This window comes from Streptomyces sp. NPDC087787, assembly GCF_044743035.1.
Taxonomy (GTDB): Bacteria; Actinomycetota; Actinomycetes; order Streptomycetales; family Streptomycetaceae; genus Streptomyces.
In genome coordinates, this window is sequence record NZ_JBIUVQ010000010.1 from 149,471 (window position 1) to 169,562 (window position 20,092).

Below are 20,092 nucleotides of genomic sequence, written 5' to 3' on the forward strand. Positions count from 1 at the left end.
CGGACACATCTCCCCACGGACACCGGCGCAACCTCCCACTCCGGGCTCCCGCGTGCCGCTGCCTCCGGACTCGGGCCCACATCCCGCTCCTGACTCCCGCGCCCCCGCGGGCCGGGAGCCTGCCCGCCGGTGCGGAGTGGCAGGATCGAGGCATGCCTGACGTGCTCGACGCCACCCCGTACGACGCCTTGCTCCTGCTCTCGTTCGGCGGCCCCGAGGGGCCGGACGACGTGATCCCGTTCCTGGAGAACGTGACGCGCGGGCGAGGCATCCCCACCGAGCGCCTGAAGGAAGTGGGCGAACACTACTTCCGGTTCGGCGGGGTCAGCCCGATCAACGCCCAGAACCGTGCCCTGCTCGACGCCCTGCGCAAGGACTTCGCCGACCACGGCCTCGATCTGCCGGTCTACTGGGGCAACCGCAACTGGGCCCCCTACCTGACGGACACCCTGCGGGACATGGTCCGCGACGGCCGCCGCCGCATCCTGGTCCTGGCCACCAGCGCCTACGCCTCCTACTCCGGCTGCCGCCAGTACCGCGAGAACCTCGCGGACTCCCTCGCCGCCCTCGAGGCCGAGGGCCTGGACCTGCCCAAGGTCGACAAACTGCGGCACTACTTCAACCACCCCGGCTTCCTCCAGCCCATGATCGACGGCGTGCTCGAATCGCTCGCCGGGCTTCCCGAGGACGTCCGCGACGGCGCGCACATCGCCTTCTGCACCCACTCGATCCCGGTCTCCGCCGCAGACACCTCCGGCCCGGTCGCGGGCCACGGCGACGGCGGGGCGTACGTCCGCCAGCACCTGGACGTGGCACAGCTGATCGCCGACGAGGTCCGCGAACGCACCGGCGTCGACCACCCCTGGCAGCTCGTCTACCAGTCGCGCTCCGGTGCCCCGCACATCCCGTGGCTGGAGCCCGACATCTGCGACCACCTCGAGGAGCGGCACGCCGCCGGGGCCCCGGCCGTCGTCATGGCGCCCATCGGCTTCGTCTCCGACCACATGGAGGTCATGTACGACCTCGACACCGAGGCCACGGCCAAGGCCGCGGAACTGGGCCTCCCGGTGGGCCGCTCCGCCACCGTGGGCGCCGACCCGCGGTTCGCCGCCGCCATCCGCGACCTGATCATGGAGCGGGCCGCCACCGAGCGCGGACAGCGGGTCACGCCGTGCGCCCTGGGCGCGCTCGGCGCGGACCACAACATCTGCCCGGTGGGCTGCTGCCCGGCCCGTACGCCCCGGCCGGCCGCCGCGGGTGCCGACAGTCCCTACGCGTGAGGAGCCCCGTGACCGACACCCTGCCCGCGGAACTGCTGCAAGTCGCCCGCCAGGCGGCGGCACGCGCCGGAGAGCTGCTGAAGGACGGCCGCCCGGCCGATCTGACGGTGGCCGCCACCAAGTCCAGCCCGATCGACGTCGTCACCGAGATGGACATCGCCGCCGAGAAGCTGATCACCAGCCTGATCGCCGACCGGCGCCCCGACGACGGCCTCCTCGGCGAGGAGGGCGCCTCCGTCGAGGGCACGAGCGGTGTCCGCTGGGTGATCGACCCGCTCGACGGCACCGTGAACTACCTGTACGGGCTGCCGACCTGGGCGGTCTCCATCGCCGCCGAGCAGGACGGCGAGGCGGTGGTCGGGGTCGTGGCCGCCCCGATGCGCGGCGAGGCCTTCCATGCCGTGCGCGGTCGCGGCGCCTGGGCCACCGGAGCCTGGGCCGGCGAGCGCAAGCTGTCCTGCCGCGCCGCGCCACCCCTGGACCAGGCGTTGATCGCCACCGGCTTCAACTACGTCGCCGAGGTCCGCGCCCACCAGGCCGACGTGGCCCGGCGGCTGATCCCGCTGCTGCGCGACATCCGTCGCAGCGGCTCCGCCGCGGTGGACCTGTGCGACCTGGCGCTGGGCCGCCTCGACGGCTTCTACGAGCGCGGTCTGAACGCGTGGGACTTCGCCGCGGGCGACCTGATCGCCCGGGAGGCGGGCGCCGTGTCCGGTGGCCGCCCCGGAGAGCGCCCCTCCCGCGACCTGACGGTGGCGGCCGTCCCCGGCGTCTTCGAGCCCCTCCAGAGCCTCCTGGAGGACCTCGGCGCCTGGCACGACTGAGGTCCCACGAGAGCCATCGACACAGCGGGACCCCGGCGCTGGATTCGCCGGGGTCCCGCTGTGCGCGTGCAGGCTGGTCAGACGCCGGACACGCCGACCTCCACACCGTGTTCGGCGGCGAGGCGGCGCAGGTCGTCGAGTTCGGCCAGCTCGACCTCGACGAGGAAGTCGTCGCCCTCGTCACGAGCCCGGGTCAGATCGGACTCGGTCGCCTTTATGCGCTGCAGAAGTCCTGCGGTGAATGCGTCCATGCTTGCGCCCCCTCGTCCTGGGTCGGTGGGTCGGTGGCACGGGGGTGTGCCGTTCGGAAGGGGCGATCACGTCTCAGCAGGTGCCCGGCGCTGCCCGACCGGGCGGCGACGGCGCTGGACACCCACACCCACTCTGCGGAAGCGGATCGCGGAGTACCGCATGGTGCTGCGGCACATGCAGAGCGTGATCGCGGGGTGTAAACCCGTCCTCCCCCGACTCCTCGCGGCGGAAACCTCAGCCGAACAAGAAAATTCGGGATTCACGGACGCTTCGCCCACTGCTCGCCCGCCGTGCACCGGCCGCTACCACGGCTTACCGCCGACTTACGGCCGAAAAGGGCAGGATGGAAACACACACGAACGAAGACCCCGCCGGCGTGTGCCCCGAGCGGCGCTACGCGGGTGGACACAGGAAGGACATGCGACGTGCGCGTACTCGTCGTCGAGGACGAGCAACTGCTCGCCGATGCGGTGGCCACCGGACTGCGCCGGGAGGCCATGGCCGTCGACGTCGTGTACGACGGTGCGGCCGCCCTGGAGCGCATCGGCGTCAACGACTACGACGTGGTCGTCCTCGACCGCGACCTCCCGCTGGTGCACGGTGACGACGTCTGCCGCAAGATCGTCGAACTGGGCATGCCCACGCGCGTGCTGATGCTCACCGCCTCCGGCGACGTCAGCGACCGCGTCGAGGGCCTGGAGATCGGCGCCGACGACTACCTGCCCAAGCCCTTCGCGTTCAGCGAGTTGACGGCACGCGTGCGTGCCCTGGGCCGACGCACCAGCATGCCCCTGCCGCCCGTCCTGGAGCGCGCCGGGATCAAGCTCGACCCCAACCGCCGCGAGGTCTTCCGCGACGGCAGGGAGGTCCAGCTCGCGCCGAAGGAGTTCGCGGTCCTCGAGGTCCTGATGCGCAGCGAGGGCGCCGTGGTCTCCGCGGAGCAGCTCCTGGAGAAGGCCTGGGACGAGAACACCGACCCGTTCACCAACGTCGTGCGCGTCACCGTGATGACGCTGCGGCGCAAGCTCGGCGAGCCCCCGGTGATCGTCACCGTGCCCGGCTCCGGCTACCGGATCTGAGCCGCCGTGGCCGCGACCCCGGCGCCGCCCCAGGCGCCCCCGAAACCCACCTGGGACCCCAGAAGGCCGGAGCCCGCCTTCCCGTGGCTGCGCCCGACCATCCGGATAAGGCTGACGCTGCTGTACGGCGGCATGTTCCTGATCGCCGGCATCCTGCTGCTGTCGATCATCTACCTGCTCGCCGCGCAGGCCCTGCGCACCGGCAACCAACCGCTGTTCAAGATCGTCGACTTCAACGCCCTGAGGGTCACCAGCACCGACTGCCCGGGCGTCGACAACGGCAACCTGTCGCTGTCGGAGTTCAACGCCGCGATCAGCGCCTGCATCGACCACCAGCGCCAGGCCGCCCTGGACAGTCTGCTCAGCCGCTCGCTGCTCGCCCTGCTCGGCCTCGCCGTGATCGCCTTCGCGTTCGGCTACGCGATGGCCGGCCGTGTGCTGTCCCCGCTCGGCCGGATCACCCGCACCGCCCGCGCGGTGGCCGGCTCCGACCTGTCCCGGCGGATCGAGCTGGACGGCCCGGACGACGAGCTGAAGGAACTCGCGGACACCTTCGACGACATGCTGGAGCGGCTGCAGCGGGCCTTCACCGCCCAGCAGCGCTTCGTCGGCAACGCCTCGCACGAGCTGCGCACGCCGCTCGCGATCAACCGCACGCTGCTGGAGGTGCAGCTCTCCGACCCGCACGCGCCGATGGAGCTCCAGCAGCTCGGCAAGACCCTGCTGGCCACCAACGAGCGCAGCGAACAGCTCGTCGAGGGCCTGCTGCTGCTCGCCCGCAGCGACAACCAGATCGTCGAGCGCAAGCCGGTGGACCTCGCCGAGGTCGCCTCGCAGGCCATCGACCAGGTGCGCGGGGAGGCGGAGGCCAAGGGGGTCGTGATCCGCGGCGAGCGCAAGCCGGCGGTGGTCCAGGGCAACGGCGTGCTGCTGGAGCGGATCGCCCTGAACCTGGTGCAGAACGCGGTGCGGTACAACGTGGCCAATGAGGAGGCGCAGCGCGAAGCGCTTCCCAACAAGGGTGGTGGGGGCGGGTGGGTGGAGGTCACCACGGACGTCCAGCACGGTCAGGCGATCCTCGTCGTCACCAACACCGGCCCGGTCGTCCCGGCCTACGAGATCGACAACCTCTTCGAGCCCTTCCGGCGGCTGCGCACCGAGCGCACCGGCAGCGACAAGGGTGTCGGCCTCGGTCTGTCCATCGCCCGTTCCGTGGCGAGGGCTCACGGCGGCCACATCTCGGCCCAGCCGCGTGAGGGGGGTGGGCTGGTGATGCGAGTGATGCTGCCGATCTGAGATCATTGCGCCGACACACGGGGATGTTCGCTTTGCGCGGAAATTCCCGGGGCCGTTCCCGGCTTCACCGTGTGTGATCGATCACATGGGCGGTTTTCCGGCCATCTACTCTGCGTGGTCATGTGAACCCCCAAAATGCCGGAAAAATACCGGTTTTCAGGGGGCATGATCACGGGAAGTACACGGTGGGACCGCTTTGGAGCGGGGCATCCGGACCGTGTACGGTCCCGATCGCCATCCAAGCCGATCACTCTTGAGGAGTGCGGTTGGGTGTCGATTGAGTAACAGACCTTGATGTGAGGCAAAATCTCCGCCTCAGGTCGGGCACAAGTCCGGCCTCTCACGCGTTACGTGCGCTGGAGACACCGCATACACCCAGAGGGGGAGAGCGACATGGCAACCGATTACGACACCCCACGCAAGACCGACGACGACGTCGACTCGGACAGCCTGGAAGAGCTGAAGGCCAGGCGGAACGACAAGTCCACCTCGGCCGTCGACGTCGACGAGTTCGAGGCCGCCGAAGGCCTGGAACTGCCCGGCGCGGACCTCTCGAACGAGGAGCTGGCCGTCCGGGTGCTGCCCAAGCAGCAGGACGAGTTCACCTGCATGAGCTGCTTCCTGGTGCACCACCGCAGCCAGCTGGCCCGGGAGAAGAACGGTCAGCCGATCTGCCGCGACTGCGACTGAGGCAGGGTCGGCCGTGACTGGCTCGACCCCTCCTTGGAAGCGCCGCATCCCCCGCGGGGGAGCGGACCCGGGGCCGCCCGACGGCCCCAACGGCGCGCGTGACGACGAGCGAGGGCCGTCCCGTACAACCGATCCGGACGGATCGGCGGGATCGCCCGCGCTCGCATCGGCCTCCGGGCGCGGTGACCCCGCCGTCCCGGCGGGCGGATCCGCGCCCGCAGTCCGGCGGCAGGCCGCGGTGTTCCGGCATCACGCCCGCACGGTCGGGAAAGCGGCCGGGAGCGGCGCACGCGTGGGCGGTGGCCACGCCAGGGCGGCCCTTTCGTACCTCACCGACCGCGTCATCGACACGGCCCCGCGGATTCCCGTGAGGGACCTCGGCGCGCTCCGCCGGCAGTTCCCGGGCCTCGGACCCGAACAGCTCGCGGACAAGCTCGTGGCGGGCGCTGCGCACGCCTCCTCCACGGTCGGAGCGGGCGTCGGCGCGGCGGCGATGCTGCCGGTACCGCCCGCGATGCCGACCCAGCTGGCCGCGGAGGTCACCGGAGTCGCGGCGATCGAACTCAAGCTGATCGCGGAGCTCCACGAGGTGTACGGGGCGCGGCCCCCCGGAAATCTGAAGGCCCGCAGTACCGCGTATCTGGCCGCCTGGTCGCACGAGCGCAAGATCGACGTGCGGAATCCGACGACGATCGACATCGCCCTCGGGGGCCGGGTGAGGCGCCAGCTGCGCCGGCACATCATGAAGCGGACGGCGCGGGGCCTGCCCAAGCTGACGCCCTTCATGGTGGGCGCCGCGGCCGGAGCCGTGATGAACCGGCGCGAGACCAGAAGGCTCGCCGCCCGTATCCGCTCGGACCTGCGCAAGGTCCAGGTCCCGTGGGGCGAACTGCCCCCGCTGCCGCCCCTGGAGGCGGCCGGGCACCCGCTGCGGCTCCAGGACACCGACGACGACCCGGACGGCTCCGGTACCACCGACGGTCCCGGCACCTCCGACACCACCGGCGGCTCCGGGAAGCCCGAGAGCTGACCCGGCCGCGCCGGGGTCACCCGTACGAAGCCGCGCGGCCTCGTTGCCCCCTGGACGGCGTTACGGGCGTTACGCGGCCTCGGCCTCAGCTGCGGCCCGCGCCGCACGCAGCGCCTCAGCCAGCCGCTCCGGCTCCCGCGTCGACAGGTACAGGTAGGGCGTGGGGTCCTCGGGGTCGGTGACGATGACCCGCAGCGCCCCGGGGATGTAGGCGCGCAGCAGCAGGAAGGCGCGGGTGTCGGCCTTGTGGGTGCGCCAGGCGCGCGCCTCCTCCGCGTCCAGCACCTCCGTCTCGCCGAGCGCCGTGACCGGGATCTTCGCCTCGCCCGCGATCAGCAGTCCGCCCACGACCCGGATCCGCGGCGAGCCGTAGGAGCTCGCCACGACCGCCGACGCCGCGGTGCCGCCGACCAGGCCGCCCAGCATCGGCAGGGTGCCGAAGGGAAGCAGGATCAGGGCGCAGGAGATGCCCATCAGAAGGCTGATCAGCCACCAGGAACGGGGCGCGGTGAGGCGTTCTTCGTAGGGCTGGGCGGAGAGCTGCATGAACCAAGCTTGGCACGGTGTCGGGCGCACGCCGACGCGCGGGTAAGGTCTGCGCCTGTGAGTGGTAGTTCCGCAGCTCTTCAGCCCCCGCCCGACGCCGTGGCCCCGGTCCGGCACCCCGACGCCCCCGCGCCCGGCGAACTCCTCGGCTCGCACTACGCGGAGTGCTTCGGCTGTGGCGAGGAGCAGCCGCACGGGCTGCACCTCCAGGCCCGGGCCGGGGAGGGCGTCGCGATCACCGCCGAGTTCACCGTGCAGCCCGCCCACCAGGGCGCGCCCGGCCTCGCCCACGGCGGGGTCCTCGCGACCGCCCTCGACGAGGCCCTCGGCTCGCTGAACTGGCTGCTGCGGACGATCGCCGTGACCGGGCGGCTGGAGACGGACTACGTGCGTCCGGTGCCGGTCGGCACCGTCCTGCACCTGGAGGCCGAGGTCACCGCCGTGGCCGGGCGGAAGATCTACTCCAGGGCCACCGGACGCGTCGGCGGCCCCGACGGGCCGGTCGCCGTCCGCGCCGAGGCCCTGTTCGTCGAGGTCAAGGTCGACCACTTCGTCGATCACGGCCGCGAGCAGGAGATCCAGGCCGTGATGAACGACCCCGACCAGGTCCGGCGCGTCCGCGCCTTCGAGGTGAACCCGTGAGCCGTGAGCCGCTGAACGTGCTGATCCGGCGTGTCGACGCGGACGTACCGCTTCCGGCGTACGCGCATCCCGGTGACGCGGGCGCCGATCTGCGCACCACCGTGGCGTGCGAACTGGCGCCGGGGGAGCGGGCGGTACTGCCCACCGGAGTGTCTGTCGCGCTTCCCGAGGGGTACGCGGCCTTCGTGCACCCGCGATCCGGACTCGCCGCCCGCTGCGGTGTCGCCCTCGTGAATGCCCCGGGGACGGTTGATGCCGGGTACCGTGGGGAGATCAAGGTGATCGTGGTGAATCTCGACCCGCGCGAGTCCGTGCGGTTCGAGCGCTTCGACCGGATTGCCCAACTGGTCGTCCAGCAGGTCGAGAGGGTCCGCTTCCAGGAGGTGGCGGAGCTTCCCGGCTCGGCGCGGGCCGAGGGGGGCTTCGGGTCCACCGGCGGCCACGCCGCCGTGGACGGTGCGAGCGGCACGAACGGCCGGGCCGCCATGGGCGGGCCGGCGGGTGGGAATCGATACGCTTCGGTCGTATCCGACCGGGAAGGACAGTGACGTGTTCGGACGTCGCAACAAGAAGGGTGCCGCCGAGGACGCGGCCGGCGAGGCCGAGCAGGTCGTCGACAGCGTCGACACCGAGGCGGACGTGGACGTGGAGGGTGAGCGCGAGCGCGTGCGGCTCGAGCCCGGACCGCGGCCCGACGGGCCCTGGGACAGCTCCGAGGTGCGCGAGCCGGCCGAGGGCCGCGTGGACCTCGGCGGGATGTTCGTACCGGGTGTCGAGGGCATGGAGCTGCGGGTCGAGGTCGCGGGCGACGCGATCGTCGCGGCGACCGTCGTCCTGCACGACAGCGCCATCCAGTTGCAGGCCTTCGCCGCGCCCAAGCGTGAGGGCATCTGGGGCGAGGTGCGCGAGGAGATCGGCAGCGGCATCACCCAGCAGGGCGGCATCATCGACGAGGTCGAGGGGCCGCTGGGCTGGGAACTGCGCGCGCAGGTGCCGGTGCAGCTGCCGGACGGCACGGGCGGCTACCAGGTCGTGCGATTCGTCGGCGTCGACGGCCCCCGCTGGTTCCTGCGCGGGGTGATCTCCGGGCAGGGCGCGGTGCAGCCGCAGGCGGCCGGACTGCTCGAGCAGATCTTCCGGGACACCGTCGTGGTCCGCGGCGAGGGCCCGATGGCGCCCCGCGATCCGATCGTCCTCAAGCTGCCGAACGACGCGCAGATGGTGCCCGAGGGCGTCCAGCAGGACGAGGGCCAGTCGCGCTTCTCCGGCGGGATGGGCCAGCTCCAGCGCGGACCGGAGATCACCGAGGTCCGCTGACCACGGTCAGCCGGACACGGTCCTCTCATCGACAGGACCCAGGGCCGTACCTCCGCGGTGCGGCCCTTCGCCGTGCGCGGACTCCTCCGCGGTCCCGGCCGGAAACCTTCGCGGACGTCCGTTCGTCTGGATATTGAACGGACGGGCGCGGCTGGTGATACTGGCGCCCGGTCCACGGGGGCGTGAACGGGGAGGGCACATGAGCCAGGTGATCACCGAGACCATGGTGCGGGTGGAGGACGTCCACAAGTCCTACGGGCAGGGCGAGGCCGCCGTGCACGCCCTGCGCGGAGTCTCCTTCGAGGTCCCGCGGGGCGAACTGGTCGCGCTCAAGGGCCGCTCGGGCTCCGGCAAGACCACGCTGCTGAACATCGTCGGCGGGCTCGACGAGCCGGACCGGGGACGGGTCCACGTCGACGGCCGCGACCTGTCCGAACTCGGCGAGGAGGGCCTCCTCGCCCTGCGCCGGGACCACGTCGGGTTCGTCTTCCAGTCCTTCGGGCTCATCCCGATCCTCACCGCCGCGGAGAACGTCGGCGTGCCGATGCGGCTGCGCCGCGCCGATCCGCGCGTGCGGGAGGAGCGCGTCGAGCTGCTGCTGTCCCTGGTCGGTCTCGCCGACCACGCCCGGCAGCGGCCCGGTGAGCTCTCCGGCGGCCAGCAGCAGCGCGTGGCCATCGCCCGCGCCCTCGCCAACGAGCCGGCGCTCCTGATAGCCGACGAGCCGACCGGCCAGCTCGACGCGGAGACCGGCCACGCCGTGATGGAGCTGCTGCGCGCCGTCGTCCGCAGCGAGCGGGTCACCGCGCTGGTCGCCACCCACGACGCCACCCTGCTGGACCTCGCCGACCGGGTGCTGGAGCTGCGCGACGGCAGGATCGTCGAATCGTGATGCCCTGACGCCCTGACGCCCTGACGCCCTGACGGCCTGATGCCGTATGGCCGGGACGTCGTATTGCCGCGGCCCCTCCCGCCCCGACGCCGCGCAGGTCGGGGCCGTGTCCGTCAGGGTTGTGTCAAAGACGGCCATCCGCCCCCGCGCGACCCCTTATGTCGCGATTATCGGCCGTAAGGTCGACGCGGCATACGCAGCCGTGACGGGAAGACAATGGGGCCATGGGACGCGGCAAGCTTCGGATCTACCTCGGTGCGGCACCGGGCGTCGGCAAGACGTACGCGATGCTGGCCGAGGCGCACCGCCGGGTGGAGCGGGGCACCGACTGCGTCGTGGCCTTCGTCGAACACCACGACCGGCCGCGCACCGACGTGATGCTGCACGGTCTCGAGCAGGTCCCCCGCAAGGCGCTGGAGTACCGGGGGAGCACGTTCACCGAGATGGACGTCGACGCCGTGCTGCGCCGCGCCCCGGCCGTCGCCCTGGTGGACGAACTCGCCCACACCAACATCCCCGGCTCCCGCAACGCCAAGCGCTGGCAGGACGTGGAGGAGCTGCTCGCGGCCGGTGTCGACGTCATCTCCACGGTCAACATCCAGCACCTGGAGTCCCTCGGCGACGTGGTCGAGTCGATCACGGGCGTACGGCAGCGGGAGACCGTCCCGGACGAGGTGGTGCGGCGGGCCGACCAGATCGAGCTGGTCGACATGTCGCCCGAGGCCCTCCGCCGCCGGATGGCCCACGGCAACATCTACAAGTCGGACAAGGTCGACGCCGCCCTGTCCAACTACTTCCGGCCCGGCAACCTCACCGCGCTGCGCGAGCTGGCCCTGCTGTGGGTGGCCGACCGGGTCGACGAGTACCTCCAGCGCTACCGGAGCGAGCACCAGGTCTCCAGGATCTGGGGCTCGCGCGAGCGGATCGTGGTCGGCCTGACCGGCGGTCCCGAGGGGCGCACGCTGATCCGCCGGGCGGCCAGGCTGGCGGAGAAGGGCGCCGGAGGGGAGGTCATGGCCGTCTACATCGCCCGCAGCGACGGGCTGACCTCCGCCTCCCCCAAGGAACTGACTGTCCAGCGCACCCTCGTGGAGGACCTGGGCGGCACCTTCCACCACGTCGTCGGCGACGACATACCGGCCGCGCTGCTCGACTTCGCCCGCGGGGTCAACGCCACCCAGATCGTGCTGGGCTCCTCGCGCCGCAAGACCTGGCAGTACATCTTCGGACCGGGCGTGGGCGCCACGGTGGCCCGCGAGTCGGGCCCCGACCTCGACGTGCACATCGTCACCCACGGACAGGTCGCCAAGGGGCGCGGACTGCCGGTGGCACGCGGTGCCCGGCTCGGACGGGCCCGGATCGTCTGGGGCTGGACGGTCGCGGTCGCCGGCCCGGTGATCCTCGCGCTGCTGCTGAACACCGTGGACCTCGGCCTCGCCAACGACATGCTGCTGTTCCTCGCCCTGACGGTGGCCGCGGCCCTGCTGGGCGGGCTGCTGCCGGCGCTCGCCTCGGCGGCCGTGGGATCGCTGCTGCTGAACTACTACTACACACCGCCCCTGCACCGGCTCACCATCGCCGACCCGAAGAACATCGTGGCCATCGCGATCTTCGTCGGGATCGCCGTGTCCGTGGCCTCCGTGGTGGACCTCGCGGCCCGCCGCACCCACCAGGCCGCCCGGCTGCGCGCCGAGGCGGAGATACTGTCCTTCCTCGCGGGCAGCGTGCTGCGCGGCGAGACCAGCCTGGAGGCGCTGCTGGAGCGGGTCCGCGAGACCTTCGGCATGGAGTCGGTGGCGCTCCTGGAGCGGCAGAGCGAGGTGGAACCCTGGACGTGCGCCGGCCGTGTGGGCACGGGCGGGCCGCTCCAGCGCCCCGAGGACGCGGCCGTGGACATGCCCGTCAGCGACCACATGGCGCTGGCGCTGACCGGACGGGTGCTGCCCGCCTCCGACCGCCGCGTGCTGGCCGCCTTCGCCGCCCAGGCCGCCGTCGTCCTGGAGCGCCGCCGCCTTCAGGAGGAGGCCGACCAGGCCCGCGCCCTCGCGGAGGGCAACCGCATCCGCACCGCGCTGCTGGCCGCCGTCAGTCACGATCTGCGCACCCCGCTCGCCGGGATCAAGGCGGCCGTCTCCTCGCTCAGGTCCGAGGACGTCGAGTGGTCCGAGGAGGACCGCGCGGAACTGCTCCAGGGCATCGAGGAGGGCGCCGACCGGCTCGACCACCTCGTGGGCAACCTGCTCGACATGTCCCGCCTCCAGACCGGCACCGTCACCCCGCTGATCCGTGAGATCGACCTCGACGAGGTGGTGCCGATGGCGCTGGGCGGGGTGCCCGAGGACAGCGTGCACCTGGACATACCGGAGTACCTGCCGATGGTCGCCGTCGACCCCGGACTGCTGGAGCGCGCGGTCGCCAACCTGGTGGAGAACGCCGTGAAGTACAGTCCGGCGGACGAGCAGGTGGTGGTGTCCGCCAGCGCCATGGCCGACCGGGTCGAGGTGCGGGTCGTCGACCGCGGTCCTGGCGTCCCCGACGAGGCCAAGGGCCGAATCTTCGAGCCGTTCCAGCGGCACGGCGACGCCCCGCGCGGAGCCGGCGTGGGCCTCGGCCTCGCCGTGGCGCGCGGCTTCGCCGAGGCCATGTGCGGCACGCTCGACGCCGAGGACACGCCCGGTGGCGGTCTGACGATGGTCCTCACCCTGCGGGCCGCGGAGAGCCTTCGCGGCCCCGCACGACTCGCCGAACCAGAAAGGCAAACCACATGACGCGGGTGCTGGTGGTCGACGACGAGCCGCAGATCGTGCGGGCCCTCGTGATCAACCTCAAGGCACGCAAGTACGAGGTCGACGCCGCCTCCGACGGCAGGAGCGCCCTCGACCTCGCCGCCTCCCGCCACCCCGACGTGGTCGTGCTCGACCTGGGCCTGCCCGACATGGACGGCGTCGAGGTGATCAGGGGCCTGCGTGGCTGGACCCGGGTGCCCATCCTGGTGCTGTCCGCCCGGCACTCCTCCGACGAGAAGGTCCAGGCACTGGACGCGGGCGCCGACGACTACGTCACCAAGCCCTTCGGCATGGACGAGCTGCTGGCCCGGCTGCGGGCCGCCGTCCGCCGCGCCGAGCCCGTCGGGAGCGGCGAGGACGGCGTGCTGGTGGAGACCGAGGACTTCACCGTCGACCTGGCCGCGAAGAAGGTCAACCGGGCCGGCAAGGACGTACGGCTCACCCCGACCGAATGGCATCTGCTGGAGGTGCTGGTGCGCAACACCGGCCGGCTGGTCAGCCAGAAGCAGCTGCTCCAGGAGGTGTGGGGGCCGTCGTACGGCACGGAGACGAACTATCTGCGCGTGTACATGGCACAGCTGCGCAGGAAACTGGAGGCCGACCCCTCGCACCCCAAGCACTTCGTCACCGAACCGGGGATGGGCTACCGCTTCGAGAAGTGAGCGGTTACGTCCCCCTCGGGGACCCCCGGTACGCTTCAGACATGAGTGCTGTTCCTCGTTCAGACAAGCCGGTGGGCCGATTCCGGCGCATGCTCGACCGGCTTTCCTCGTCGCAGGAGGACCTGGAGTCCGAGGAACTGCGGGAGGACGCCGAGACCGCGGGCTGTACACGCATCGGCGACTGCACCGACCGGCAGATCGTCACGGTTACTGGTACCTTGCGCACGGTCACCCTGCGTCCGCGTGCCGGAGTCCCGGCCCTGGAGGCCGAGTTGTTCGACGGCACGGCCGCCCTGGACGTGGTGTGGCTCGGCAGGCGTTCCATCGTCGGTATAGAACCGGGGCGCAGGCTGATCGCATCGGGCCGGATCTCGATGAGCCGGGGCCGCCGGGTGCTGTTCAATCCCAAGTACGAACTGCGACCCCTGGGACGGGAGTAGCCGGTGACGTCACTCGACAAGCCGACCGAAGACACGACGGCCGACCACGATGCCCGGGCGGTGACGGAGGCCGCCCTGTTCGAGGCGTTCGGCGGGGTGCGGGGCATGGTCGAGACGGTGCTGCCCGGCCTCCTCTTCGTCACCATCTTCACGATCAACAAGGACCTGCACTGGTCGGCGATCGCCGCGCTGGCCGTGTCGCTGGTGCTGGTCGTGGTCCGGCTGGCGAGGCGGGACACCGTCAAGCACGCCTTCAGCGGTGTCTTCGGCGTCGCCTTCGGTGTCGTCTTCGCGATGATGACCGGCAACGCCAAGGACTTCTACCTGCCCGGCATGCTCTACACGCTGGGCCTGGCCGTGGCGTACATCGTGACCACGCTGGCCGGGGTCCCGCTGATCGGCCTGATGCTCGGCCCGGTCTTCAAGGAGAACCTCTCCTGGCGCACCCGAAACCCGGGCCGCAAGAAGGCCTACGCCAAGGCGAGCTGGGCCTGGGGCCTGATCCTGCTCGCCAAGTGCGCGATCCTCTTCCCGCTGTACTGGTGGGCCAACACCGCCCAGCTCGGCTGGGTCCTGGTCATCCTGAAGATCCCGCCGTTCCTGCTGGCGGTCTGGCTGACCTGGGTCTTCCTCGCCAAGGCGCCCCCGCCCATCGACGTGTTCGCGGAGATGGAGGCCGAGGAGAAGGCCGAGGAGGAGCGCAAGGCGGCCCTGACGCGGGAGCACGGCGAGGAACCGGCCGCAGGCCGTCACCGCCGCCAGAACTGAGCACCGCCGCACACGGCGAAGGGGCGTCCCGGATCTCCGGGCGCCCCTTCGCCGTATGCGGACGCCGGTGCTCGTACCGGGCGCCCCGCGCCGTGCGCGGACCTCGGGCGCTCAGCGCTCCCGGCGCACCGACAGCAGGTCCTCCAGCTGCTCCTCACGGGCCTGCGCGGCCACGAACAGCAGCTCGTCACCCGCCTCCAGGGAGTCCTCCCGGGACGGGGTGAGCACCCGGGTGCCGCGGATGATGGTGACCAGCGAGGTGTCCTCGGGCCACTCGACGTCCCCGACCTGGGTGCCGGCCAGCGCCGACTCCTCCGGCAGGGTCAGCTCCACCAGGTTGGCGTCGCCGTGGCTGAAGCGCAGCAGCCGTACCAGGTCGCCGACGCTCACCGCCTCCTCGACCAGCGCGGACATCAGCCGCGGCGTGGACACGGCCACGTCCACGCCCCAGGCCTCGTTGAACAGCCACTCGTTCTTCGGGTTGTTCACACGGGCCACCACCCGCGGTACCCCGTACTCCGTCCTCGCCAGCAGGGAGACGACCAGGTTCACCTTGTCGTCGCCCGTCGCGGCGATCACCACGTTGCAGCGCTGGAGCGCGGCCTCGTCCAGCGAGGTGATCTCGCAGGCGTCGGCCAGCAGCCACTCGGCCTGCGGCACGCGCTCGACCGAGATGGCGGTCGGCGCCTTGTCGATGAGAAGGACCTCGTGGCCGTTCTCCAGCAGCTCGCCCGCGATCGAGCGACCGACCGCGCCGGCACCGGCAATGGCGACCCTCATCAGTGACCGCTCTCCTCTTCCGGGCCCTCGGCGAACGCCGCCTCGACCTTCTCCACGTCGTCCGTCCGCATCATCACGTGCACGAGGTCGCCCTCCTGGAGCACGGTCTGCGAGCTCGGCAGGATCGCCTCGCCGAGGCGGGTCAGGAACGCCACCCGGACGCCCGTCTCCTCCTGGAGCTCGCTGATCTTGTGGCCCACCCACTTGGGGGAGGCGTGCACCTCGGCGAGCTGGACGCCGCCGGTGGGGTCGCGCCACAGCGGCTCGGCGCCCGAGGGCAGCAGCCGGCGGAGCATCTGGTCGGCCGTCCAGCGGACCGTGGCCACGGTCGGGATCCCCAGGCGCTGGTACACCTCGGCGCGGCGGGGGTCGTAGATACGGGCCGCGACGTTCTGCACGCCGAACATCTCGCGGGCCACCCGGGCCGAGATGATGTTCGAGTTGTCCCCGCTGGAGACGGCCGCGAAGGCACCGGCCTCCTCGATGCCCGCCTCGCGCAGGGTGTCCTGGTCGAAGCCGATTCCGGTGACCCTGCGGCCACCGAACCCGGGGCCCAGCCGGCGGAAGGCGGTGGGGTCCTGGTCGATCACGGCGACCGTGTGCCCCTGCTGCTCCAGGGTCTGGGCGAGAGCGGAGCCCACTCTCCCGCAGCCCATGATGACGATGTGCACGACCGTCCTTCCGATGTCAATAGCGACTGCTCAGCCCCATCAGGGTCTCAGACAGAGGGACAAGCTACACATGCCCGGTCCGGGGCGGGCACCCCCTGTCGCGTCCTTAACGCCTCCGCGGCGCGCGGCGCCTCACTCGGCCCCAAGGCGTCCCACTCGGGTCCGTTCGGCCTCGAAGGGCCGGCGCCGAGTGATGCTGCGCACGCTGCGCAGGGTCAGGAATCCGAGGCCGAGCAACGCGGCGGCGGCGCCGATCAGCTCCGCGGTAGGGGGCACGGGACCTCCGGGGGGTCGGCGGGGAGCGGGGTCCAGACATCTAGGCACGGCACACACCCCGCCTGCGGAATCCGCAGGGTCTTCGGTACCGGAATTCACTCGTGAGGCAGATCTGGACCGGCGGGTGCACGACCCGGGGGGCCAAGGCCTACGATGCTCTGTTGTGTCCAAACTGACCGACGTGCCCAAACGTATTCTGATCGGGCGCGCACTGCGCAGTGACCGGCTGAGCGAGACGCTCCTGCCGAAGCGCATCGCCCTACCCGTCTTCGCCTCCGACTCGCTGTCCTCCGTGGCGTACGCGCCCGGCGAGGTACTGCTGGTCCTGTCCGTCGCCGGCGTGTCGGCGTACCACTTCAGCCCCTGGATCGCGGTCGCGGTCGCCGTGCTCATGCTCACCGTGGTCGCCTCCTACCGGCAGAACGTGCACGCCTACCCGAGCGGTGGCGGGGACTACGAGGTGGCGACCACCAACCTCGGCTCCAGGGCGGGGCTCACCGTCGCGAGCGCGCTGCTGGTCGACTACGTCCTGACCGTCGCCGTCTCGATCTCCTCCGGCATCGAGAACCTCGGCTCCGCCGTCCCCTTCGTCGTCCAGCACAAGGTGCTGTGCGCGGTCGCGGTGATCGTGCTCCTGACAGTGATGAACCTGCGCGGGGTGAAAGAGTCGGGCACGCTCTTCGCCATCCCCACGTACGTGTTCGTCTCCGGCGTCTTCATCATGATCGTGTGGGGCGCGGTCCGCGGACTCGTCCTCGGCGAGACCATGCGGGCGCCGACCGCCGACTTCCACGTCAAGGCGGAGCACCAGGGACTGGCCGGATTCGCCCTCGTCTTCCTGCTGCTGCGCGCCTTCTCCTCCGGCTGCGCGGCGCTCACCGGCGTCGAGGCGATCTCCAACGGCGTCCCCGCCTTCCGCAAGCCCAAGTCCAGGAACGCGGCCAGCACGCTGGCGATGATCGGCCTGCTGGCCGTGACGATGTTCTGCGGCATCATCACGCTGGCCATGACGACCGGCGTCCGCATGTCCGACAACCCGGCCGCCAACCTCCTGAACAACGGTGTCCCGGTCGGCCCTGGCTATGTGCAGAACCCGGTGATCTCCCAGGTCGCCGAGGCCGTCTTCGGCAAGGGCAGCTTCCTGTTCCTCATCCTGGCCGCGGCGACGGCGCTGGTCCTGTTCCTGGCCGCCAACACCGCCTACAACGGCTTCCCGGTGCTCGGCTCGATCCTCGCCCAGGACCGCTTCCTGCCCCGCCAGCTCCACACCCGCGGCGACCGGCTCGCCTTCTCCAACGGCATCGTGCTGCTCGCGGGCGCCGCCATCCTGCTGGTCGTCGTCTACGGTGCCGACTCCACCCGGCTGATCCAGCTCTACATCGTCGGCGTGTTCGTGTCCTTCACGCTCAGCCAGGTCGGCATGGTCAAGCACTGGAACCGCCATCTGGCCACCGAGCGGGACCCGGCCAGGCGCAGCCACATGATCCGCTCCCGCGCCATCAACACCTTCGGCGCGTTCCTCACCAGCACCGTGCTGGTCGTCGTCCTCGTCACCAAGTTCACGCACGGCGCCTGGGTGGCCCTGCTCGGCATGTGCATCTTCTTCGCGACGATGACCGCGATCCGCAAGCACTACGACCGGGTCACCGAGGAGATCGCGGCCCCCGACGGCCCGGACGACGACACCGTCCGGCCCTCCCGCGTCCACTCCGTGGTCCTCATCTCCAAGATCCACCGTCCCACCCTGCGCGCCCTGGCGTACGCCAAGCTGATGCGCTCGGACACCCTGGAGGGGCTCACCGTCAACGTGGACCCGGCCGAGACCCGGGCGCTGCGCGAGGAGTGGGAGCGGCGCGGCATCGACGTACCCCTGAAGGTGCTCGACTCGCCCTACCGCGAGGTCACCCGCCCGGTCATCGAGTACGTCAAGAGCCTGCGCAAGGAGTCCCCGCGCGACGCCGTCTCGGTGATCATCCCGGAGTACGTCGTCGGCCACTGGTACGAGCACCTGCTGCACAACCAGAGCGCGCTGCGCCTGAAGGGCCGGCTGCTGTTCACGCCGGGCGTGATGGTCACCTCGGTGCCCTACCAGCTGGCCTCCTCCGAGGCGGCCAAGCAGCGCGCCCGCAGGCGCCAGGAGTGGAGCGCGCCGGGTGCGGTGCGGCGCGGCCCGGCCCAGGAGCGCGCCAAGGAACCGAAGGAGTCGCAGGCCGCGAAGCGCTGACAGGAGGCGCCGCCCCCTCGCGGTGAACGGCCGGACGGCGTCCACGTAGACTGGTGGGCTGTTGTCCGGCCGAACGCCGTCCGCCCTTCCCGATCTGGAGTCACCCCACCATGCACGCAGAACAGAAGAACTCGCGGGTGGGCCAGGAACAGGGCGCCTCGCTGGTGGGGCAGGAGTACGAGGTCGAGATCGGTCCCGTCGCCCACGGCGGCCACTGCATCGCCCGTACCGCCGAGGGCCAGGTGCTGTTCGTACGGCACGCGCTGCCCGGCGAGCGGGTCGTGGCCCGGGTGACCGAGGGCGAGGAGGGCGCCCGGTTCCTGCGCGCCGACGCGGTACGGATCGTCGATGCCTCCAAGGACCGTGTCGAGGCCCCCTGCCCCTACGCGGGCCCCGGCCGCTGCGGCGGCTGCGACTGGCAGCACGCCAAGCCGGGTGCCCAGCGCCGCCTCAAGGGCGAGGTGCTCGCCGAGCAGCTCAAGCGGCTCGCGGGCCTCACGCCCGAGGAGGCCGGCTGGGACGGCACGGTGATGCCCGCCGAGGGCGACAAGCTGCCCGCGGGCGAGGTCCCGCAGTGGCGCACCCGCGTGCAGTACGCGGTCGACCCCGCCACGGGGAAGGCCGGCCTGCGCCGCCACCGCTCGCACGAGGTCGAGCCGATCGACCACTGCATGATCGCGGCGGCCGGGGTGAGCGAGCTGGGCATCGAGCGGCGCGACTGGACCGGCATGGAGTCCGTGGAGGCGATCGCGGCGACGGGCTCGCAGGACCGCCAGGTGATCCTGACCCCGCGCCCCGGCGCCCGCCTGCCGCTGGTGGAACTGGACAAGCCGGTCTCCGTCCTCCGCGTCGACGAGAAGACCGGCGGCGTCCACCGCGTCCACGGCCGCCCGTTCGTCCGCGAGCGCGCCGACGGCCGCACCCACCGTGTGGGCGGGGGCGGCTTCTGGCAGGTCCACCCGAAGGCGGCGGACACCCTGGTCACGACGGTCATGCAGGGCCTCCTGCCCCGCAAGGGCGACATGGCGCTCGACCTCTACTGCGGCGTCGGCCTCTTCGCCGGCGCCCTGGCCGACCGCGTCGGCGACAAGGGCGCGGTCCTCGGCATCGAGTCCGGCAAGCGCGCGGTGGAGGACGCCCGGCACAACCTCGCCGACTTCCCCCGCGTCCGCGTCGAACAGGGCAAGGTCGAGTCCGTCCTGCCGCGCACCGGCATCACCGAGGTCGACCTCATCGTCCTCGACCCGCCCCGAGCGGGCGCCGGCCGCACCACGGTCGCCCACCTCACCTCCCTCGCCGCCCGCCGCATCGCCTACGTCGCCTGCGACCCGGCGGCCCTGGCCCGCGACCTGGCGTACTTCCGTGAGGGCGGCTACCGGGTGCGGACGCTGCGGGCGTTCGACCTGTTTCCGATGACCTCGCACGTGGAGTGCGTGGCGATTCTGGAGCCTGCTCGGAAGACTGCCTGACCTGCGGGTTCTCTGTTCCGGGTCGGCTCTCGACCTGTTTTGCCATGTCCAACAGGTCGGACGGTGGCTCAGTCCCTCACCTGCGGTTTTCCGCTGCCGAGACTCGTGTGGGGGATGAAGGAGAGCCGACTTGCGGAAGATCTTGACGCTCATATGACGCTCGGACCG

Annotated in this window: 21 protein-coding genes; 16 read left to right on the top strand and 5 right to left on the bottom strand. The window is 71.5% G+C overall.

Features of this window, described 5'->3' with window-relative positions:
* Positions 1–152: 152 nt before the first annotated feature.
* Positions 153–1,280 (top strand): ferrochelatase, encoded by a 1,128-nt coding sequence (locus tag ACIOWN_RS17985; RefSeq protein WP_362354638.1) that lies wholly within the window; start codon positions 153–155, stop codon positions 1,278–1,280.
* A gap of 8 nt (positions 1,281–1,288) precedes the next feature.
* Positions 1,289–2,104 (top strand): inositol monophosphatase family protein, encoded by an 816-nt coding sequence (locus ACIOWN_RS17990; RefSeq protein ID WP_362354640.1) that lies wholly within the window; start codon positions 1,289–1,291, stop codon positions 2,102–2,104.
* A 77-nt stretch (positions 2,105–2,181) separates the two neighbouring features.
* On the opposite strand, the gene ACIOWN_RS17995 is transcribed toward ACIOWN_RS17990, so the two are convergent.
* Entirely contained in the window at positions 2,182–2,355 is a 174-nt protein-coding gene (locus tag ACIOWN_RS17995) for a hypothetical protein (protein ID WP_019981855.1), read from the bottom strand.
* 426 nt (positions 2,356–2,781) lie between these two features.
* Here ACIOWN_RS17995 and ACIOWN_RS18000 point away from each other — a divergent pair, with 426 nt between their 5' ends.
* The 4 genes from ACIOWN_RS18000 (at position 2,782) to ACIOWN_RS18015 (ending at position 6,451) form a co-directional block, all read left to right on the top strand.
* Complete coding sequence (locus ACIOWN_RS18000) at positions 2,782–3,435, top strand: response regulator transcription factor (protein ID WP_306189769.1); 654 nt, start codon at positions 2,782–2,784, stop codon at positions 3,433–3,435.
* Positions 3,436–3,441: 6 nt separating this feature from the next.
* Positions 3,442–4,731 carry a HAMP domain-containing sensor histidine kinase gene (locus ACIOWN_RS18005; RefSeq protein ID WP_362354643.1) on the top strand — a complete coding sequence of 430 codons (1,290 nt, stop codon included), beginning with the start codon at positions 3,442–3,444 and terminating at the stop codon, positions 4,729–4,731.
* Positions 4,732–5,124: 393 nt separating this feature from the next.
* Positions 5,125–5,421, top strand: a complete 297-nt coding sequence (locus ACIOWN_RS18010) for a DUF4193 domain-containing protein (protein ID WP_005481602.1) — start codon at positions 5,125–5,127, stop codon at positions 5,419–5,421.
* Between the two features lie 13 nt (positions 5,422–5,434).
* On the top strand, positions 5,435–6,451 hold the full coding sequence (locus ACIOWN_RS18015) for a hypothetical protein (RefSeq protein WP_362354645.1): 1,017 nt from the start codon (positions 5,435–5,437) through the stop codon (positions 6,449–6,451).
* A gap of 69 nt (positions 6,452–6,520) precedes the next feature.
* Here ACIOWN_RS18015 and ACIOWN_RS18020 read toward each other — a convergent pair whose 3' ends face one another.
* Positions 6,521–6,997, bottom strand: a complete 477-nt coding sequence (locus ACIOWN_RS18020) for a DUF3093 domain-containing protein (protein WP_362354647.1) — start codon at positions 6,995–6,997, stop codon at positions 6,521–6,523.
* A gap of 57 nt (positions 6,998–7,054) precedes the next feature.
* Between ACIOWN_RS18020 and ACIOWN_RS18025 the strand changes: the two genes are divergently transcribed.
* From ACIOWN_RS18025 to ACIOWN_RS18060, 8 genes are all read left to right on the top strand, one after another.
* On the top strand, positions 7,055–7,639 hold the full coding sequence (locus ACIOWN_RS18025; protein WP_100570652.1) for a PaaI family thioesterase: 585 nt from the start codon (positions 7,055–7,057) through the stop codon (positions 7,637–7,639).
* Positions 7,636–8,187 carry a dUTP diphosphatase gene (gene dut, locus ACIOWN_RS18030; RefSeq protein ID WP_100570651.1) on the top strand — a complete coding sequence of 184 codons (552 nt, stop codon included), beginning with the start codon at positions 7,636–7,638 and terminating at the stop codon, positions 8,185–8,187. The genes ACIOWN_RS18025 and dut overlap by 4 nt, the downstream gene beginning before the upstream one ends.
* 1 nt (position 8,188) lies before the next feature.
* A complete protein-coding gene (locus ACIOWN_RS18035) occupies positions 8,189–8,956 on the top strand; it encodes a DUF3710 domain-containing protein (protein ID WP_362354649.1) in 768 nt (255 codons plus the stop codon).
* Between the two features lie 199 nt (positions 8,957–9,155).
* Positions 9,156–9,848 (top strand): ABC transporter ATP-binding protein, encoded by a 693-nt coding sequence (locus tag ACIOWN_RS18040; RefSeq protein ID WP_362354651.1) that lies wholly within the window; start codon positions 9,156–9,158, stop codon positions 9,846–9,848.
* Positions 9,849–10,072: 224 nt separating this feature from the next.
* Entirely contained in the window at positions 10,073–12,616 is a 2,544-nt protein-coding gene (locus ACIOWN_RS18045) for a sensor histidine kinase KdpD (protein ID WP_362354653.1), read from the top strand.
* Positions 12,613–13,296 carry a response regulator gene (locus tag ACIOWN_RS18050; protein WP_100570647.1) on the top strand — a complete coding sequence of 228 codons (684 nt, stop codon included), beginning with the start codon at positions 12,613–12,615 and terminating at the stop codon, positions 13,294–13,296. Before ACIOWN_RS18045 ends, ACIOWN_RS18050 begins: the two co-directional genes overlap by 4 nt.
* A gap of 41 nt (positions 13,297–13,337) precedes the next feature.
* Positions 13,338–13,736 (top strand): OB-fold nucleic acid binding domain-containing protein, encoded by a 399-nt coding sequence (locus ACIOWN_RS18055; RefSeq protein WP_100570646.1) that lies wholly within the window; start codon positions 13,338–13,340, stop codon positions 13,734–13,736.
* Positions 13,737–13,739: 3 nt separating this feature from the next.
* Entirely contained in the window at positions 13,740–14,504 is a 765-nt protein-coding gene (locus ACIOWN_RS18060) for a DUF3159 domain-containing protein (RefSeq protein ID WP_362354655.1), read from the top strand.
* Positions 14,505–14,615: 111 nt separating this feature from the next.
* Here the strand turns inward: ACIOWN_RS18060 and ACIOWN_RS18065 are convergent, their stop codons facing one another.
* The 3 genes from ACIOWN_RS18065 to ACIOWN_RS18075 form a co-directional block, all read right to left on the bottom strand.
* Positions 14,616–15,284, bottom strand: coding sequence for a TrkA family potassium uptake protein (locus ACIOWN_RS18065; protein WP_100570644.1), 669 nt, complete (start codon positions 15,282–15,284; stop codon positions 14,616–14,618).
* Positions 15,284–15,955 carry a TrkA family potassium uptake protein gene (locus ACIOWN_RS18070; protein ID WP_100570643.1) on the bottom strand — a complete coding sequence of 224 codons (672 nt, stop codon included), beginning with the start codon at positions 15,953–15,955 and terminating at the stop codon, positions 15,284–15,286. The genes ACIOWN_RS18065 and ACIOWN_RS18070 overlap by 1 nt, the downstream gene beginning before the upstream one ends.
* 132 nt (positions 15,956–16,087) lie before the next feature.
* The gene (locus ACIOWN_RS18075) at positions 16,088–16,231 is read right to left on the bottom strand and encodes a hypothetical protein (RefSeq protein WP_362354676.1); all 144 of its coding nucleotides are present in this window, start codon (positions 16,229–16,231) and stop codon (positions 16,088–16,090) included.
* Between the two features lie 163 nt (positions 16,232–16,394).
* Between ACIOWN_RS18075 and ACIOWN_RS18080 the strand changes: the two genes are divergently transcribed.
* Both ACIOWN_RS18080 and ACIOWN_RS18085 read left to right on the top strand, forming a co-directional pair.
* Positions 16,395–18,455: an APC family permease gene (locus tag ACIOWN_RS18080; protein WP_362354658.1), complete on the top strand. Its 2,061-nt coding sequence runs from the start codon at positions 16,395–16,397 to the stop codon at positions 18,453–18,455.
* A 110-nt stretch (positions 18,456–18,565) separates the two neighbouring features.
* The gene (locus ACIOWN_RS18085; protein ID WP_362354660.1) at positions 18,566–19,924 is read left to right on the top strand and encodes a TRAM domain-containing protein; all 1,359 of its coding nucleotides are present in this window, start codon (positions 18,566–18,568) and stop codon (positions 19,922–19,924) included.
* Positions 19,925–20,092: the final 168 nt, after the last annotated feature.

Excerpts from the sequence above, each read along its gene's own strand:
- ACIOWN_RS17995 (WP_019981855.1), bottom strand. The coding sequence starts at position 2,355 with ATGGACGCATTCACCGCAGGACTTCTGCAGCGCATAAAGGCGACCGAG.
- ACIOWN_RS18010 (WP_005481602.1), top strand. The coding sequence starts at position 5,125 with ATGGCAACCGATTACGACACCCCACGCAAGACCGACGACGACGTCGAC.
- ACIOWN_RS18085 (WP_362354660.1), top strand. The coding sequence starts at position 18,566 with ATGCACGCAGAACAGAAGAACTCGCGGGTGGGCCAGGAACAGGGCGCC.
- ACIOWN_RS18045 (WP_362354653.1), top strand. The coding sequence starts at position 10,073 with ATGGGACGCGGCAAGCTTCGGATCTACCTCGGTGCGGCACCGGGCGTC.
- ACIOWN_RS17985 (WP_362354638.1), top strand. The coding sequence starts at position 153 with ATGCCTGACGTGCTCGACGCCACCCCGTACGACGCCTTGCTCCTGCTC.
- ACIOWN_RS18065 (WP_100570644.1), bottom strand. The coding sequence starts at position 15,284 with ATGAGGGTCGCCATTGCCGGTGCCGGCGCGGTCGGTCGCTCGATCGCG.
- ACIOWN_RS18050 (WP_100570647.1), top strand. The coding sequence starts at position 12,613 with ATGACGCGGGTGCTGGTGGTCGACGACGAGCCGCAGATCGTGCGGGCC.
- ACIOWN_RS18055 (WP_100570646.1), top strand. The coding sequence starts at position 13,338 with ATGAGTGCTGTTCCTCGTTCAGACAAGCCGGTGGGCCGATTCCGGCGC.
- ACIOWN_RS18040 (WP_362354651.1), top strand. The coding sequence starts at position 9,156 with ATGAGCCAGGTGATCACCGAGACCATGGTGCGGGTGGAGGACGTCCAC.
- ACIOWN_RS18020 (WP_362354647.1), bottom strand. The coding sequence starts at position 6,997 with ATGCAGCTCTCCGCCCAGCCCTACGAAGAACGCCTCACCGCGCCCCGT.